At 67.9% G+C, this 14,347-nt stretch carries 17 protein-coding genes; 1 reads left to right on the forward strand and 16 read right to left on the reverse strand.

The features are described 5' to 3' along the window. Window positions 1-37: 37 nt before the first annotated feature. Window positions 38-931, reverse strand: coding sequence for a LysR family transcriptional regulator ArgP (locus VG566_RS05110; RefSeq protein WP_241884142.1), 894 nt, complete (start codon window positions 929-931; stop codon window positions 38-40). A 106-nt stretch (window positions 932-1,037) separates the two neighbouring features. On the opposite strand from VG566_RS05110, the gene VG566_RS05115 reads away from it, so the two are divergent. Then, window positions 1,038-1,652 (forward strand): LysE/ArgO family amino acid transporter, encoded by a 615-nt coding sequence (locus VG566_RS05115; protein ID WP_241884143.1) that lies wholly within the window; start codon window positions 1,038-1,040, stop codon window positions 1,650-1,652. Here VG566_RS05115 and map read toward each other — a convergent pair. From map to VG566_RS05190, 15 genes are all read right to left on the reverse strand, one after another. Further along, window positions 1,649-2,431 carry a type I methionyl aminopeptidase gene (gene map / locus VG566_RS05120; RefSeq protein WP_241884184.1) on the reverse strand — a complete coding sequence of 261 codons (783 nt, stop codon included), beginning with the start codon at window positions 2,429-2,431 and terminating at the stop codon, window positions 1,649-1,651. The genes VG566_RS05115 and map overlap by 4 nt on opposite strands. Before the next feature lie 7 nt (window positions 2,432-2,438). Beyond that, window positions 2,439-2,651 (reverse strand): ParD-like family protein, encoded by a 213-nt coding sequence (locus VG566_RS05125; RefSeq protein ID WP_014646422.1) that lies wholly within the window; start codon window positions 2,649-2,651, stop codon window positions 2,439-2,441. A gap of 68 nt (window positions 2,652-2,719) precedes the next feature. Next, window positions 2,720-3,079 (reverse strand): bleomycin resistance protein, encoded by a 360-nt coding sequence (locus VG566_RS05130; RefSeq protein ID WP_014646423.1) that lies wholly within the window; start codon window positions 3,077-3,079, stop codon window positions 2,720-2,722. Between the two features lie 139 nt (window positions 3,080-3,218). Next, window positions 3,219-4,103 (reverse strand): arginase family protein, encoded by an 885-nt coding sequence (locus tag VG566_RS05135; RefSeq protein WP_049459917.1) that lies wholly within the window; start codon window positions 4,101-4,103, stop codon window positions 3,219-3,221. Window positions 4,104-4,106: 3 nt separating this feature from the next. After that, window positions 4,107-5,171, reverse strand: coding sequence for a GNAT family N-acetyltransferase (locus VG566_RS05140; RefSeq protein ID WP_241884144.1), 1,065 nt, complete (start codon window positions 5,169-5,171; stop codon window positions 4,107-4,109). A 28-nt stretch (window positions 5,172-5,199) separates the two neighbouring features. After that, window positions 5,200-6,600, reverse strand: coding sequence for an aspartate aminotransferase family protein (locus VG566_RS05145; RefSeq protein WP_032958036.1), 1,401 nt, complete (start codon window positions 6,598-6,600; stop codon window positions 5,200-5,202). 63 nt (window positions 6,601-6,663) lie between these two features. After that, window positions 6,664-7,380 (reverse strand): MtnX-like HAD-IB family phosphatase, encoded by a 717-nt coding sequence (locus VG566_RS05150; RefSeq protein WP_164165433.1) that lies wholly within the window; start codon window positions 7,378-7,380, stop codon window positions 6,664-6,666. A gap of 168 nt (window positions 7,381-7,548) precedes the next feature. Then, the gene (locus tag VG566_RS05155; protein WP_241884145.1) at window positions 7,549-8,757 is read right to left on the reverse strand and encodes a DegT/DnrJ/EryC1/StrS family aminotransferase; all 1,209 of its coding nucleotides are present in this window, start codon (window positions 8,755-8,757) and stop codon (window positions 7,549-7,551) included. 10 nt (window positions 8,758-8,767) lie between these two features. Next, window positions 8,768-9,166 carry a DMT family transporter gene (locus VG566_RS05160; protein ID WP_241884146.1) on the reverse strand — a complete coding sequence of 133 codons (399 nt, stop codon included), beginning with the start codon at window positions 9,164-9,166 and terminating at the stop codon, window positions 8,768-8,770. Next, on the reverse strand, window positions 9,163-9,522 hold the full coding sequence (locus tag VG566_RS05165) for an EamA family transporter (RefSeq protein WP_014646430.1): 360 nt from the start codon (window positions 9,520-9,522) through the stop codon (window positions 9,163-9,165). Before VG566_RS05165 ends, VG566_RS05160 begins: the two co-directional genes overlap by 4 nt. 1 nt (window position 9,523) lies before the next feature. Next, a complete protein-coding gene (locus VG566_RS05170; RefSeq protein ID WP_032958029.1) occupies window positions 9,524-10,360 on the reverse strand; it encodes an alpha/beta hydrolase in 837 nt (278 codons plus the stop codon). 80 nt (window positions 10,361-10,440) lie between these two features. Further along, the gene (locus VG566_RS05175; RefSeq protein ID WP_241884147.1) at window positions 10,441-11,820 is read right to left on the reverse strand and encodes a sensor histidine kinase; all 1,380 of its coding nucleotides are present in this window, start codon (window positions 11,818-11,820) and stop codon (window positions 10,441-10,443) included. Next, entirely contained in the window at window positions 11,817-12,500 is a 684-nt protein-coding gene (locus tag VG566_RS05180; RefSeq protein ID WP_014646433.1) for a response regulator, read from the reverse strand. Before VG566_RS05180 ends, VG566_RS05175 begins: the two co-directional genes overlap by 4 nt. Before the next feature lie 133 nt (window positions 12,501-12,633). Continuing rightward, window positions 12,634-13,761: a metallophosphoesterase gene (locus VG566_RS05185; protein WP_241884148.1), complete on the reverse strand. Its 1,128-nt coding sequence runs from the start codon at window positions 13,759-13,761 to the stop codon at window positions 12,634-12,636. A gap of 73 nt (window positions 13,762-13,834) precedes the next feature. Further along, window positions 13,835-14,284, reverse strand: coding sequence for a winged helix-turn-helix transcriptional regulator (locus VG566_RS05190; RefSeq protein WP_014646435.1), 450 nt, complete (start codon window positions 14,282-14,284; stop codon window positions 13,835-13,837). Window positions 14,285-14,347: the final 63 nt, after the last annotated feature.

The following is a 14,347-nucleotide window of genomic DNA, read 5'->3' on the forward strand; positions in this document are numbered from 1 at the left end:
CAGCGTGAAGCCCGGGTCTGCGATCATCGGTTTGTCCTCAACGAAGGGTGCCTCTGGCCGCAGTGCGCAGCGCCTGGGTGATGTGCTGCAGCGTGCTTGAGCGCACGGCGGCATGCTGCCAGTACAGCGGCACATCGAGCCAGCGGCGGGGTTCCAGTACCACCACGCGGCCGGCGCGCACGGCGGGCGCGACCAGGGTTTCCGGGGCCATGCCCCAGCCGAGTCCGCACGCGGCGGCTTCGACGAAACCGGTGGAGGAGGGCAGGTAGTGTAGCGGCGGCTGCAGCCGCGCGCGGGTCAGGCGCCGCACGAAGCGCCACTGCAGTTCATCTTTGCGGTTGAACACCAGCATCGGTGCGTGCGCCAGGATTGCGGCCTGCATGCCATCGCGGAAGTACTGGCGGGCGAAGCCGGGCGAGGCGATGGCGTGGTAGCGCATCGCGCCGAGCGGGTGCACGTTGCATCCCTTCACCGGTTGGCTTTCGGCGGTGACCGCGCCGAGCACGCTGCCATCGCGCAGCAGCTGCAGGGTGTGGTCCTGGTCGTCCATGCGCAGGTCGAACAGATAGCCGTGGCGCTGGTGCAGGTCGGCGATGGCCGGTACGAACCAGGTATCAAGCGAGTCATCGTTGACCGCCAGGGGGATCGGCGTGCGCGCAGCGTCGCTGCCACGCTCGGGTAGCAGCTCGGCCAATGCCTCGGCCTCCAGCGCCTGCATCGGTCGCACCCGGCGCAGCAGCGCTTCACCCGCGGCAGTCGGCCGGCAGGGTGCCTGGCGCACCACCAGTACCTGCCCGAGCCTGTCCTCCAGGGCCTTGATCCGCTGCGACAGTGCTGACGGGCTGATCGACAGGCGGCGTGCCGCAGCCTCGAAGCTGCCTTCCTCCAGCACCGCGGCAAACGCGGCCAGTTGCGGGTGTACCAGGTCCATGCCGGTGCCTCTTCAGTTTTCCTGCACAGGATAAAGAAAAATCAGTTTGTCTAATCAAGGCGGTTGGCCGCACCCTGCGCGTCCCCTCGCTGCCTGGCCTGTCCCGATGTGGATTGCCGCTACCGCCGCCGGCCTGTTCGCAGGTGCCGGCCTGATCATCGCCATCGGCGCGCAGAATGCCTTCGTGCTGCGCCAGGGCCTGCAGCAGCGCAATGTGGGGAGGGTAGTGCTGGCCTGCGCCGGCGCGGATATCGCGCTGATCCTTGCTGGCGTTGGCGGCATGGGCGCGCTGGTGCTGCAGTGGCCGCTGCTGCTGCAGGTGCTGCGCTTCGGTGGTGCGGCCTTCCTGTTCTGGTATGGCCTGCGGGCGGCGCTGCGCGCGTGGCGCGGTGGCAGTGCCCTGGCCGCCGCCGAGGCGCAGGGCGGCAGCGGACGGCAGGTACTGCTGACCTGCCTGGCGTTCACGCTGCTCAACCCGCACGTCTATCTGGATACGGTGGTGCTGCTGGGCAGTCTGTCCACGCGCTACCCCGGTGACCTGCGCTGGGCGTTCGCCGCCGGTGCCTGCGCCGCCAGCGTGGCCTGGTTCTGCACGCTGGGCTATGGCGCGCGCCTGTTGCAGCCGGTGTTCCGCAGGCCGGGCGCCTGGCGGGTGCTGGATGCCGCCGTGGCGGTCTTCATGTCCTGCCTCGCCACGCTGCTGCTGTTGCGCCCGCTCTAGGCCGCGTCCACCGCGCACTGCGGGGTTTCGCCGGGGCGCAGGGTCAGCACGCGCACACCGCTGCGGGTGACCGCCACGGTGTGCTCGAACTGCGCCGACAGCTTGCCGTCGCGGGTGTAGACCGGCCATTGGTCCGGCTGCTGACGGATGGCCGGCTTGCCCTGGTTGAGCATCGGCTCGATGGTGAACACCATGCCTTCTTCCAGCACCATGCCGGTGTTGGGATGGCCGTAATGCAGGATCTGCGGTTCCTCGTGCATCTGCTGGCCGATGCCATGGCCGCAGTATTCCTTCACCACGCTGTAGCCGTGGCTGCGCGCGTGGCGGGCGATGGCGTGGCCGATATCGCCCAGGCGCGCTCCCGGGCGCACCGCAGCGATGCCCTTCCACATCGCCTGGTAGGTGGCCTGCACCAGCCTGCGCGCGGCGTAGTCGACCTCACCGACCAGGTAGGTGGTGCTGGAGTCGGCGATGTAGCCGTTCTTCCCCAGGGTGATGTCGAGGTTGACGATCTGGCCGCTGCGCAGCACGTCGGCGGTGCTGGGAACGCCGTGGCAGACCACGTTGTCGATCGAGGTGTTGAGCACATACGGGAAGCCGTACTGGCCCTTGCTGGCCGGCCGCGCCTGCAGCTCATCGACGATCATGCGCTCGACGAAGTCGTTGATCTCCATCGTGCTGCGTCCCTGCAGCGGCAGCTGGTCGAGCGCGGCGAACACCTGCGCCAGCAGGCGCCCGGATTCGGCCAGCAACGCGATTTCGTGCGGCTGCTTGATCATCGTCATGTCAGGCCCGCCCGGGCGCCAGCGCCTGCGGCTGCACCCCGGCTGCCCGCAGTTCGCTGGCGACGATGTCCTGGAAGCTCAGCGTGGGGTTCATCTCGCACAGCATGCCGACCCGGATCCAGAAGGTGGCCTGGGCGTTGATCGAACGGCTGGAGACGGTGCAGGCACGGCGCAGCTGGTCGTGCAGGGTGTCATCGATGTTGACGATGCCCATGGGCGGTCCTGGCGGAATGGATATACGAAGCATATATGTTCCGTATATCCGCCTCAAGCCCGCATCGTTCAGTCCACGTGGGTGGCAAAGCGCAGTCGGTTGCCGTCCGGGTCACGCAGGAGCATCTCGCGGCTGCCCCATCCGGTGTCGTGCGGTGGCTGCTCGATCGGTACGTTGGCGGCACTGAAGGCGCGGTGCAGGGCGTCGACGTCTTCAACGATGAAGTACACCGCGCCGCCGACCTCGCAGTCGCCGCTGTGTTCGGTGAGGAAGATCGTCTGGCCGTCGCGGGTGAGCTGGGCGAACAGCGGGAAGCCGGGTTCGAAGCGGTGTTCCCAGTCGACCACGAAACCCAGCCCCTGCACGTAGAACGGCAGGGTGGTGTCGGCATGGCGCATGCGCAGTTGCGGGATGACGGTCTGGGGCATCGCGAGGCTCCGGGGCGGGAGTCCAGTGTAGTGCCGGCCGCTGGCCGGCATCCCGGCGAGCCTGGGAACGATGAGGTTGCCGGCCAGCGGCCGGCACTACCGAAGCCACGCCGGCCAGCGGCCGGCACGACCGGCGCGGTCAGCAGGCGGTCGGCACGGCGGCCATCGCCGCCAGCAGTTCGCGATTCACCTGCTGGTGCCGTGCCTGCCACACCGGCAGATCCTCGGCGCTGACGTCAGGTTGGCCGTCCAGCGACGACAGCCAGCGCTTGAAGCGGCTCTTGTAGTTGGCCAGCGACACTTCGCCGGTGATGTCGCTGCCGACCAGGCCGCCGGCGCGCAGCGCTTCGATCACCACCAGTGCGTGTTCCAGCTGGAAGCGGCCCTGGTCCCAGTTGCTGCGGGCGACGTCCTCGGCGAACACATCCTTGTCGATCGACAGGTAGGTCGGTTGCGGCGACTTGGCCTGCTCGGCGGCGAACGCGGCAACCAGTGCCTCCGGGTGCTCGAACCGTCGGAATGCACGGCCGCTGCCGAGGCGGTGGCCCCAGCCCACGTCCACATCCATGCACCAGTAAGTCAGGCGCCCGCCCATCAGCGGGCGCCAATGGTTCTCCCAGGCGTGGCCCAGGCCGATGTCACTGGAGGTGATGCCGAGCACATGGATGTGCGAGATCTGCGGCAGCTTGCTGGCCGCGTTCACCCACGACCCGCAGTGCATGCCGAACGGGAAACGCATGTTGTCCGGATGGTTGTCCAGCACCACCAGCTGGAACGGCTGGTGCGCGCGCATGCGACGCAGCAGCGGCAGGCTGAGGTGGTGGAAGTCGCCACTGCCGAGCATCACCGTGCCGAGCTGGGCCGGCAGCGGTGCCAGCACTTCAGCGGCGAAACGGTCCAGGGTTGAAGTGCTGCAGGCGAAGCGCAGCGGATCGTGCCACTGCGGCAGCGCCAGGGTCTGCGCCTGTGGCAGCGGCAGTACGCCACCGTCCAGGTCCAGGATCAGCGGAAAACGCGACGACATCGTTCAACCGCCTCCATCAGGTTCGCCCTGCAGGTACGGGGCCAGCTTGCGCAGGGCAGCGCGCAGCAGCGGGGAGCGGGCGTGGATCGCGTGCCGGGTGGAGGTGAAGCGGGCGCCCAGTTCGGCCTTGATCCGCGAGTCGGTCCAGCCGGCCACGTAGTGGCTCAGGCCGTGCAGCAGCGCGTACTCGAGGTTGTGCATCCAGCTCACCGCATACAGGTTGTGCTCGCGTGATTGCGGGTAGGCCAGGCCGATGTACTTGTCCACCAGCTTTCCGGCGTGGATGTAGCACAGGTTCCAGCCGATCAACTGGCCCTGGTGGCGATACAGGAATATCCGTCCCTGGCCCTGGCTGTCGGCCAGCAGGTGTTGGAAGTAGGGCAGGTCGAGCTGGTCGAAATGCACCGCGCTCTGCGCGAACACGCCCAGGTACAGCGCGTACAGTTCGGCCTGCAGTCGCGGGTCGGCGAGGGCCGGATCGCCGGTGGCGATGCAGTCGATCTGCAGGCCATCGCGCGAGCGCAGCTTGCGCCGGATGTTCTTGCGGCGCGAGGACGACAGGCGTCCGAGATAGCCATCGATCGAATCGAAATCGATCGCCACCCAGGCCAGCGGCATGCCTTCCAGTTCGACGAAGCCGCGTGCCAGCAGCGCCTGCAGGAAGGCGCTGCTGTGTGCATTGGTCGCGTCGTCCAGCAGCGGCGAATCGATTGCCAGGTCCTTGACCACCAGCAGCCGGGAATCGCCGATCGCGTGACGCGTCACGTCCTCGGCCAATGCCTCTGGTGCGACGTGCGCCGGCAACGGGGTGTACTCGGTGCTGGTGGCACCGACGAAGCGGGTCTTCCAGGTGATCCAGGGCCGCCACAGGCGCGACAGCGGCAAGCCAAGCAGCTTGCCGCGCAGATCGTCGTCCATCGTGGTGGTCAGGTCGAGCGGCGCACGGAAGGTCGGCAGGCCGCTGGGAAGCAGGCCTGCCTCGAATCCAAGCGGCGGGTGGGCCAGGAAGCCCTCCAGCAGCGCGGCCGGTTCCAGCGCGGTGCTGGATGCGCGTGACGTCATCTCCATCGGCACGGGAACCGGCAGCGCATCGACCTCAGCCCTTGGCCTTGGTCAGCGCCTGGTCGAGCAGGGTGATCGCCAGGTCGATCTCTTCGTAGCTGATGTCCAGCGACGGCGCGAAGGTGATCACGTTCTTGTACCAGCCACCCACGTCGAGCACGAGGCCCATGCGCTTGCCGTCGTGCAGGAGGTCACCGGCCAGGCCGATGTCGACCATGCGGTCCAGCAGTTCCTTGTTGGGGGTGTAGCCGTCGGTCTGGCAGATCTCGGCGCGCAGGGCCAGGCCCAGGCCGTCGACGTCGCCGATCTCCGGGTGACGCTTCTGCAGGCCACGCAGGCCGTCCAGGAAGTACGCGCCCTTCTCCGGCACGGTGCGCTCGTAATCCATTTCCTTGCCCAGCTTCAGCACTTCCAGGCCGAGGCGGGTGCCCAGCGGATTGGAGTTGAAGGTGGAGTGGGTGGAGCCCGGCGGGAACACGGTCGGGTTGATCAGTTCTTCGCGCGCCCACAGGCCCGACAGCGGGTTCAGGCCGTTGGTCAGCGCCTTGCCGAACACCAGCACGTCCGGGGTAACGCCGAAGTGCTCGATCGACCACAGCTTGCCGGTGCGCCAGAAACCCATCTGGATTTCATCGACGACCATCAGGATGCCGTACTTGTCCAGCACGCGCTTGAGGCCAGTGAAGAAGTTGCGCGGCGGGATGACGTAGCCGCCGGTGCCCTGGATCGGCTCGACGTAGAACGCGGCGTACTCGGCCTGGCCGACCTTGGGATCCCACACGCCGTTGTACTCGCTTTCGAACAGGCGCTCGAACTGCCACACGCAGTGGTCGGAATACTCGTCCGGGGTCATGCCCTTCGGACGACGGAACGGGTACGGGAACGGGATGAACATCGCGCGCTCGCCGAAGTGGCCGTAGCGGCGGCGGTAGCGGTAGCTGGAGGTGATCGACGAGGCACCCAGGGTGCGGCCGTGGTAGCCGCCCTCGAAGGCGAACATCAGGCTCTTGCCGCCGCGCGCGTTGCGCACGATCTTCAGCGAATCTTCAATGGCCTGCGCGCCGCCGACGTTGAAGTGCACGCGGCCGTCGAGGCCGAACTTCTGGTGCATGTCCACGGCAATGGTCTTGGCCAGCTGCACGCGGGTCGGGTGCAGGTACTGGCTGGCGACCTGCGGCAGGGTGTCGATCTGGTCCTTCAGCGCGTCGTTCAGGCGCCTGTTGCTGTAGCCGAAGTTGCAGGCCGAGTACCACATCTGCAGGTCGAGGTAGGGCACGCCCGCACCATCGAACATGTAGCTTCCTTCGCCGCGCTGGAAGATCTTCGGCGGGTCGACGTAGTGGACGGTGTCGCCGAAGGAGCTGTAGCGCGCTTCGTCGGCCAGCAGCTGCGCGTCGGAGGCAGCCGCGTCGGCGTTCTTGTCAAAAATGTTCATGCAGTTCGGTTCCGTGAAGGACGTTCGAAAGGGGTGACGGGGAGCGCGCCTGGAAGGGAGTGCTCAGGCGGTGGCCAGCAGCAGGGGCAGTGCGGTGGGCTGCGGGCTGGCGTCGAGGCGACGTGGCTGCAGCAGGCTGCCATCGAGCAAGCGCGGCAACAGTGCGATTGCATCGTGGAAGGTATCGATGGCGGCATGCTCGATGCCGGCCTTCGTGCAATGGGTGATCAGGCGGAGCTTGGCGAACACGAAGTCGGCATCTTCGGAGACGCAGAAATCCGAGCTGCCATCGCCGATCATCAGCACGCGTGGTGCTTCGTCGGCACGCGCCTGCGCGGCGCAGGTGCACTTGCAGGTACCACTGCGGCATCCTTCGGCCTGGTAGGGCGACTCCAGTTCCCAATGGTCTTCGCACCAGCGCAGGTGGTTGGCCACCACCGGCAGTCGCGACAGGCCGTGGTTGGCGAGGATGCGGTGGATCGCATAGTCCAGGCCGTCGCTGACGATGCGCAGCGGCACGCCCAGCTGTTCGGCGCGGCTGACAAAGGCGGCGAAGCCCGGATCGATCTGCACTTGGTCCAGGTGCGCGTCGAGCGTGGCCGGGTCCAGCTTCAGCAGCCGCACCTGGCCCTGCATGCATTCACGCGAGCCGATCTTTCCCGCCTTCCACTGGTCTTCCAGTTGCTGCCAGCCCGGCTGGCCGTACTTCTCCAGCAGCGAGTCGATGACATCTTCGAGGCTGATGGTGCCATCGAAGTCACACAGGATGCTCCAGTGCATGGGCAGGTCCGTCGATGAAAGAAACGTCCGGCACGATGCCGGGGCAGGCTCAATGTAGGCAGGCAGCCTTTCTCGTTCCTTTCCTGTTGAAAGCCTGCACCGCCGGGTGGGGAAAGTGTTCAGGAATCGAGCGTGCTGAATGGGCGTGATGCCGTGAAAACCGCGCTTTCAGGGCTGCGCAGCGGCCAGCGCCCGCAGGATCTGCGCGGTCTCTTCCCGTGTCTGCCAGGCGCTGTTGCCGAGGGTCAGCATGCGTGCGGCGAAGTCGCGCGCGTTCGGCATGTCGTCCTGCGGCACGATGCCACGCAGGTAGGCGTAGTCGGGCAGGGCATGGATGAACATGCGGCTGGCACCGAGGCCGCGCGGCCACAGTTCGTCCAGTGCGGCATCGCGCGCGCGCTGGCTGGGCAGCAGCAGCATCAGCATCGGCCAGGTGCCGCCGGTGCCGGCCAGGCCATCGACCACCTCCACCGCCGGCAGCTGTGCCAGCTGCACACGCAGCTGCAGTGCGCGCAGGCGCCCGGCCTGCAGGAACGCAGGCAGCCGCCGTGCAGCGTGGGCGCCCACGTTCTGCCGCCACTGGCTGACCCGGTGCTGGGGGATGTCCAGCGGGAAAATGTCTCCGACCGCGTCTTCCAGATCGCCGCGTTGCAGGGCGCTGCGCAGCGGATTGCCGTACACCAGCGACAGCAGCGAGGGGCGGTAACAGGCGGCAAGACCCAGCAGCTGCACGCTGCGAAGCAGCTCCCAGCGCAGGCTGAAACGTACCTGTTCGGCGGCATGTTCGGCCAGCGCGGCGCGCAGCTCGTCATCGCGGCTGACCAGCAGGCCGCCTTCATGCAGGCTCAGCCCCTTGCCGGCGGCCAGGCTGAAGAATCCGATGTCGCCACGTAGGCCCACGCTGCTGTTGCCGACCCGTGCGCCCAGCGCCTGTGCGGCATCTTCGATCACCCAGGCGCCGGCGCCGCGTGCGACCTCGCAGGCCCGTTCGACATCGGCGATGCGCCCGCCGAGGTGGGTGGGCAGGATCGCCAGCGTCCGTGCGTCGGCCAGGCGCGAGAGCTGTGCCGGATCAAAGTCGAAATGGCCACGCCGGGTATCGCACAGCTGCACGCGCAGGCCGAGGCTGTGCACCGCGATCGGCACCAGCGGACAGGTATAGGCCGGCAGGATCACGGTATCGCGCTTGGGCGCGCGCTTGCGCAGGGTGCGCAGTGCGATCAGCAGCGCGTGGGTGCCGGAACAGGTCAGCTGCAGCGGCGGTGTGCCGAGCTGGGTGGCCAGGATGTCGCGCAGGTCGCCGCCGCCGGGAAGGAAGTCTCTGGCCTGCATCGGCAGGCCAGCGGTCGGCGGCAGTTCGCGCGCGAACAGGCTCATCGCAGTCCGTTCACGAGGTGCTGTCGGCGGGGCTGTGCGGGTCGTCCGCTTCGGCGCGGCCGAGGCAGACGATGCCAGCCACGATCAGTATCGCACCGACAAGGTGGTGCAGGGTGAGCGGCTCTTTCAGCAGCCAGGCCGACAGCAGCAGCACACTGATCACCTCCAGGTGCGAGGCCGCGAACGCCGGGCCGATCGGCGCATGGCGCAGCAGGCTCATCCAGGTGAAGAACGCGCCGATGTAGCCGAGGACCGCGCCGTATACCCACGGCTGCGACAGCACGCGCAACAGCCACGCGGTGTTGGCCTCGACCGGCAGCGCGGCGTCACCGGCGTACTTGAAGCACAGCTGGGCCAGCGTGTCGAAGGCCATCAGCAGGGGAAAGCCGATCACATACAGGCGCCTCATGAGCCGGCCCCCACCACCGCCACGCCCGCCGTGACCAGCAGCATGCCGGTCACCCGCAATGGCGTGAGCTTTTCGCGGAACAGGATGCGGCCGGCGATCATCAACGCAACGATGTTGATCGAGCCCAGCAGCACGCCCTTGGACAACGGCACCAGCGACAGGAACGCGATCCAGGCAACGAACTCAAGCACGTAGCAGGCGATGCCGATCCACAGCCAGGGGCGGCTGAGCATGTGTTTCCAGCGTTGCAGTCCTTCGCCATCCTGCGGGTCGCTGGCGGCGGCCTTGAAGGCGAGCTGGCCACCGGTGTCGAGCACCACATTGGCCAGCCACAGCAGCGTGGCGAGTGCCCCCATCTCAGGCCACCGCCTTGAGCACGCCGCTGCGTTCACCGATTTCGGTGAAGAAACGCGCGCTGCGGCGGATCACCTCGCGGCGTTCGCGGTCGATCGTGATCATGTGGTAGCTGTCTTCCAGCACCACCAGTTCCTTCGGGCCGCTGACCCTCGATATCACCAGTTCGGCGTTGCCCATGCTGGCCACGTCGTCTTCGCGGGCGTGCATCACCAGGCACGGTGCGGTGACCTGGTGCAGGTGGCGGCGGGTCCAGTTGCTCAGGGCGCGCATCTCGGCCAGCGCGTGCCAGGGGTTGCCCGGCAGGCCGGCCGCGGCGCTGTCTCCGGACAGCATGGCGGCACTGACCTGCGCACGCAGGCGCTCGTCCCGCAGGCCATAGGGCGGTTCTTCCATGAACATGCGGTCGCGGCCGATGTTGAAGCGCTTGAACCACGGCAGCAGGAACGACAGGCGGGCCACGGCGGGAATGTTCCAGCCGTCGTAGCGGAAGGTGGCGCCATACACGCCGACGCCGGACACCCATTCGGGGCGGCGTGCAGCCAGCGCCAGCGCCAGTACCGCGCCCATCGACAGGCCGCCGACGAACAACTGGTCGACCTTGCCACGCAGGCTCGCCGCTGCATCTTCCACGCCCTGGTACCACTGTTCCCAGGTGGTCGCCAGCAGGTCATCCACGGTGCCGCAATGGCCGGGCAACTGCACGCCGTGTACGGTGAAGCCGGCGTTGTTCAGGCCCTTGCCCAGCATGCGCATTTCCGCCGGGGTGCCGGTCAGGCCGTGGACCAGCAGCACGCCCTGCGGGCCACCGGGGAGGAAGAAGTCGTGCGATTCGGTCACCTGGCGGCTCCGGGGCGGCAGTGGGGATGGTCAGGATCGCAAGCGCGATTTTCGCCAGCCTTTCAGCGCCCCGGTACGGGTCAGGGGGCCTTCAGCAGCGGCAGTGTGATGGCGACCTTCAGGCCCCCACCGGCGCGGTTGAGGAAGGTCAGGCGGCCGCCGGAATGCTCCACCGCTTCGTGCGCGATGGCCAGGCCCAGGCCGGTGCCGCTGGCTGCGGTGCCAGGCGCTCGGAAGAAGCGCTCGCCCAGCCGTGGCATCACGTCCTCGGGCACGCCGGGGCCGTTGTCCTCCACGTACAGTTCGACGTCATTGTCATCCAGCGCATGCACGCCGACCGTGACGGTCGCATCGCGGCCGGCATAGCGCAGCGCGTTGTCGATCAGGTTGTCCAGTGCTTCCTGCAGCTGGGCACCGTTGCCGAGCACGCGCAGCGGGTGGGGGCTGCCGCGGTAACCAAGATCAATGCCATCGCGGATCGCTTCGGGCACGCGCATGCCGACCCACTGCGGCACCAGCTCGCACAGGTCCAGTGCCTCCACGGTATCGGGCACGGTCTGCGCCCGGCTCAGTGCGAGCAGCTGGGTGCTGACCCGGGCGGTGCGCTGGTTGAGCCGGCGGATGTGCTGCAATGCCTCGCGCACCGTGTCCGGGTCACCATGGGCCAGCGCCTGGTCCACATGCAGGGCCATGCCGGCCAGCGGCGAACGCAGCTGGTGCGCGGCATCGGCGATGAAGCGGTTCTGCAGCGTGATCATTTCCGCCTGGCGCGCGAACAGATCGTCGATGGTGCTGATCAGCGGCTGGATCTCCTCCGGCACGTCGGCGTCGGAGATCGGTGCCAGTTCGCCACGGCGCTGCGCCAGGCGGGTCCTCAGCGGCGTGAGGATGCGCAGGCCGTAGGTCACGCCGAACCAGACCAGCGCTGCGGTGCCCAGCGCCAGCATGGTCATCAGCGGGATGATGATCATCAGGATCTCGCGCGCACGCTGGCGGCGGTCGGCCATGCTTTCGGCCACGGTCACCGCCAGCTCGTCCTGCGGATCGTTCATCGCCTGCGTGCAGACGGTGGCCATGCGCACCTGCTGGCCATTGAGGTTGCCGTCGTACAGGGCCGGATGCACGCCGGTGCAGTCCTGAGAAGGGGCATACGGGCTGAAGTCCGCATTGCCGCTGAGGGTGCCCTTGCGGCTGCTGTCGACGTTGAAATAGCGATGGCCGTCGGGGTCGTACTCGATCAGGAAGCGCGCCTGCGGAGACAGGTCGCTGGTCACCGGCATGGTGCTCAGCATCTGCGCGAACGAGTGCGTGTCGTCGATCAGGTTACGGTCGTGGATGCGGTTGGAATAATCCAACGCAACGTAATAGGCCAGGATCGTATTGAAGATGAGCAGGCCCAGCATCGGCAACGCCAGGAAGGCGAGCAGGCGCCGGCGCAGGCTGGGGGGGCCGCTGATCACGGGGCGCTGTCGTCCTGCGCGTCTTCCAGCATGTAGCCCAGTCCGCGCACGGTGCGGATGCCCATGCCGCCGGGCTGCAGCTTGCGGCGCAGGCGGTGCAGGGCGATGTCCAGGCCGTTGTCGGTCAGGTCCTGGCCCCAGTCGCACAGCGCCTCCACCAGCTGTGCGCGCGAGACGATGCGCTCGGCGCGTACCGCCAGTGCCGACAGCAGGCCGAACTCGCGTGCGGTCAGTTCCAGCGACTGGTCGTCGATCCACACCCGATGCCCGGCCAGATCGATGCGCAGGCGGCCGATGCGCAGGTCCGGGTTGCCATTGCTGGTCACGCGGCGCAGCTGTGCGCGCACGCGGGCTTCGAATTCGTCCAGTGCGAATGGCTTGACCAGGTAGTCGTCGGCACCGAGGTCGAGCACGCGCACGCGTTCGGCCAGGCCGTCGCGGGCGGTCACCACCAGTACCGCCAGGCCATCGCCGCGCTGGCGCAGGCGCTGCAGCACGTCGCGGCCATCCAGCTGCGGCAGGCCCAGGTCCAGCACCAGCAGCGCGTATTGGGTCGAACCCAGCGCGGCGTCGGCGTGCGCGCCGTTGTCGACGTGGTCGACCACATGCCCCTGCCGGCGCAGCGAGGCGCACAGGCCGGAGGCGATGTCCGGGTCGTCTTCAGCAATCAGAACGCGCATGCGCGGGAGGCTCCTGTAACGGTCGGGCCCAGCGGATGGACGGGGCGGGCCTCTCGGCTGCCGAGGGTAGCCGCAAACGGGGTGAAGGTGGAGCGCGCCGGCACCTCCCGGCACCGTCGCGCTGTCCCGCCATTCAGTCCTGCAGGCCCGGCTCACCCAGTGCCAGCGGCACCCGTGAGCCGTCCAGCAGGCCGCGGCTGAGCCTGCCGTCCTCGATGAACAGCAGTTCGCCGTTCTCGCCGTTCTTGATGCTGCTGTCGATGGCGATCACGCGGTCGCCATGGAAGCTGCTGACGTGCGGCATCGAGGTGTGGCCGACCACGATGCGCGTGAGCTGCAGGCGGTCGAGCACGGCCTGTACCGCCGCGGTGTCGAGGCGGCCATCGAAATAGCCGCGGTACCAGATCGGGCTGGTCTTGCCGTCATACAGCGGTGCGGTGGCCGGGTCGGCCTTCACTTCGGCCTTGGGCAGGCCCAGAGAGGCCTGGTAGGCCGCATTGGTGCGTACCGGGTCCAGCGCCAGCTGCAACGCCTCGGGCGAGATGCCGCCATGCAGGAACAGGGTATCGCCGATCTTCAGCAGCACCGGGCGGGTGCGCAGCCACTGCCCGATCACCGAGTCGGCGCCATACAGTTGCGGGTAGCTGCGGCCCAGCAGCTGGGCGCTGCGCAGGTACTTCGGGTTGACGTAGCGCAGGTCGTCGTACAGCACCATGGTTTCGTGGTTGCCTAGCACGAAGTGCACTGCGCCACCGGCGGCGGCGGCCTGCTGCTGCAGGCCGTACAGCAGCCAGAACGCCTCGGTCACCTGCGGGCCGCGGTCGAATACATCGCCAGCGATGACCAGCGTGTCCTTGCCCAGGGCCCAGCGATCCTGGGCGTCGATGACCTGGTTGGCGCGCAGCAGGCGCACCAGCAGCCCGTACTGGCCATGGATGTCCGACAGCGCGACGATGCGCGGCGCGGCCGGCAGCACGGAGACCGAGGCCGCATTCGGCGCGGCCACGTGCACGGTGTGTTCGTAGCCACAGCGCGGCGCGATATCGGTGCCCGTCGTGTTGATGGCCAGCGAGCGCGACTCGACCTTGTCGTCGCAGATCCACTTGGCCTGCAGCTGGTCGCCCTGGCGGAATACATAGGGGCCATCGGCCTGCACGTGGTCGGCGGGCGCGGCAACCTCGCGGGCCTGCGTGGTTGCTGTGGCGCAGGCCAGCAGCGGCAACAGCAGGGCGGTCAGCAGGAAAGGGCGATAGCGCGGCATCGGCGGCGTCCGGCGGCGGAAACCTCCGATGCTAACCGGCGCGGCCGGATCGTGGTGTGCGCGAATGGGCGGATCAGGCGCCGCGCCGGTCGTCCTTGAGCTTGCGCACGCGGGTGGCGGCGGCCTGCAGCGGCTGACCGTCGCGCCCGTGTGGCTGCATGTAGGGCAGTGGTCGCCGCGTGCTGGATTCGATCAACTGCGAATGGGCTTCACCGGCGCTGAAGCGATGGCGTTCTCCCCACTGGCGTAGCGCGACCAGCAGCGGGAACAGTTCCTGGCCGGCGTGGGTGAGCACGTATTCCTGGTAGGCCGAGCCATCGGAGGCCGGTTGCAGTTGCAGGATGCCGGCCTCGACCAGCCTGCGCAGGCGATCGCTGAGGATGTTGCGCGCCGCGCCGAGGCTGCGCTGGAAGTCGCCAAAGCGCGTGACGCCGTCGAAGGCATCGCGGATCACCAGCAGTGCCCAGCGATCACCGAGCAGGTCGGCGCTGCGGGCAACGGGGCAGGGACTGTTGGCGTGCATGCTGTGGCCTCCGAATGTGGTTGCAGTTTAAAACCGATGGCGATAGCCTGCATCAAGTTTCAA

Origin of the sequence: Stenotrophomonas sp. CASM114, assembly GCF_049384325.1 — a bacterium.
GTDB classification, from domain to species: Bacteria; Pseudomonadota; Gammaproteobacteria; order Xanthomonadales; family Xanthomonadaceae; genus Stenotrophomonas; species Stenotrophomonas muris.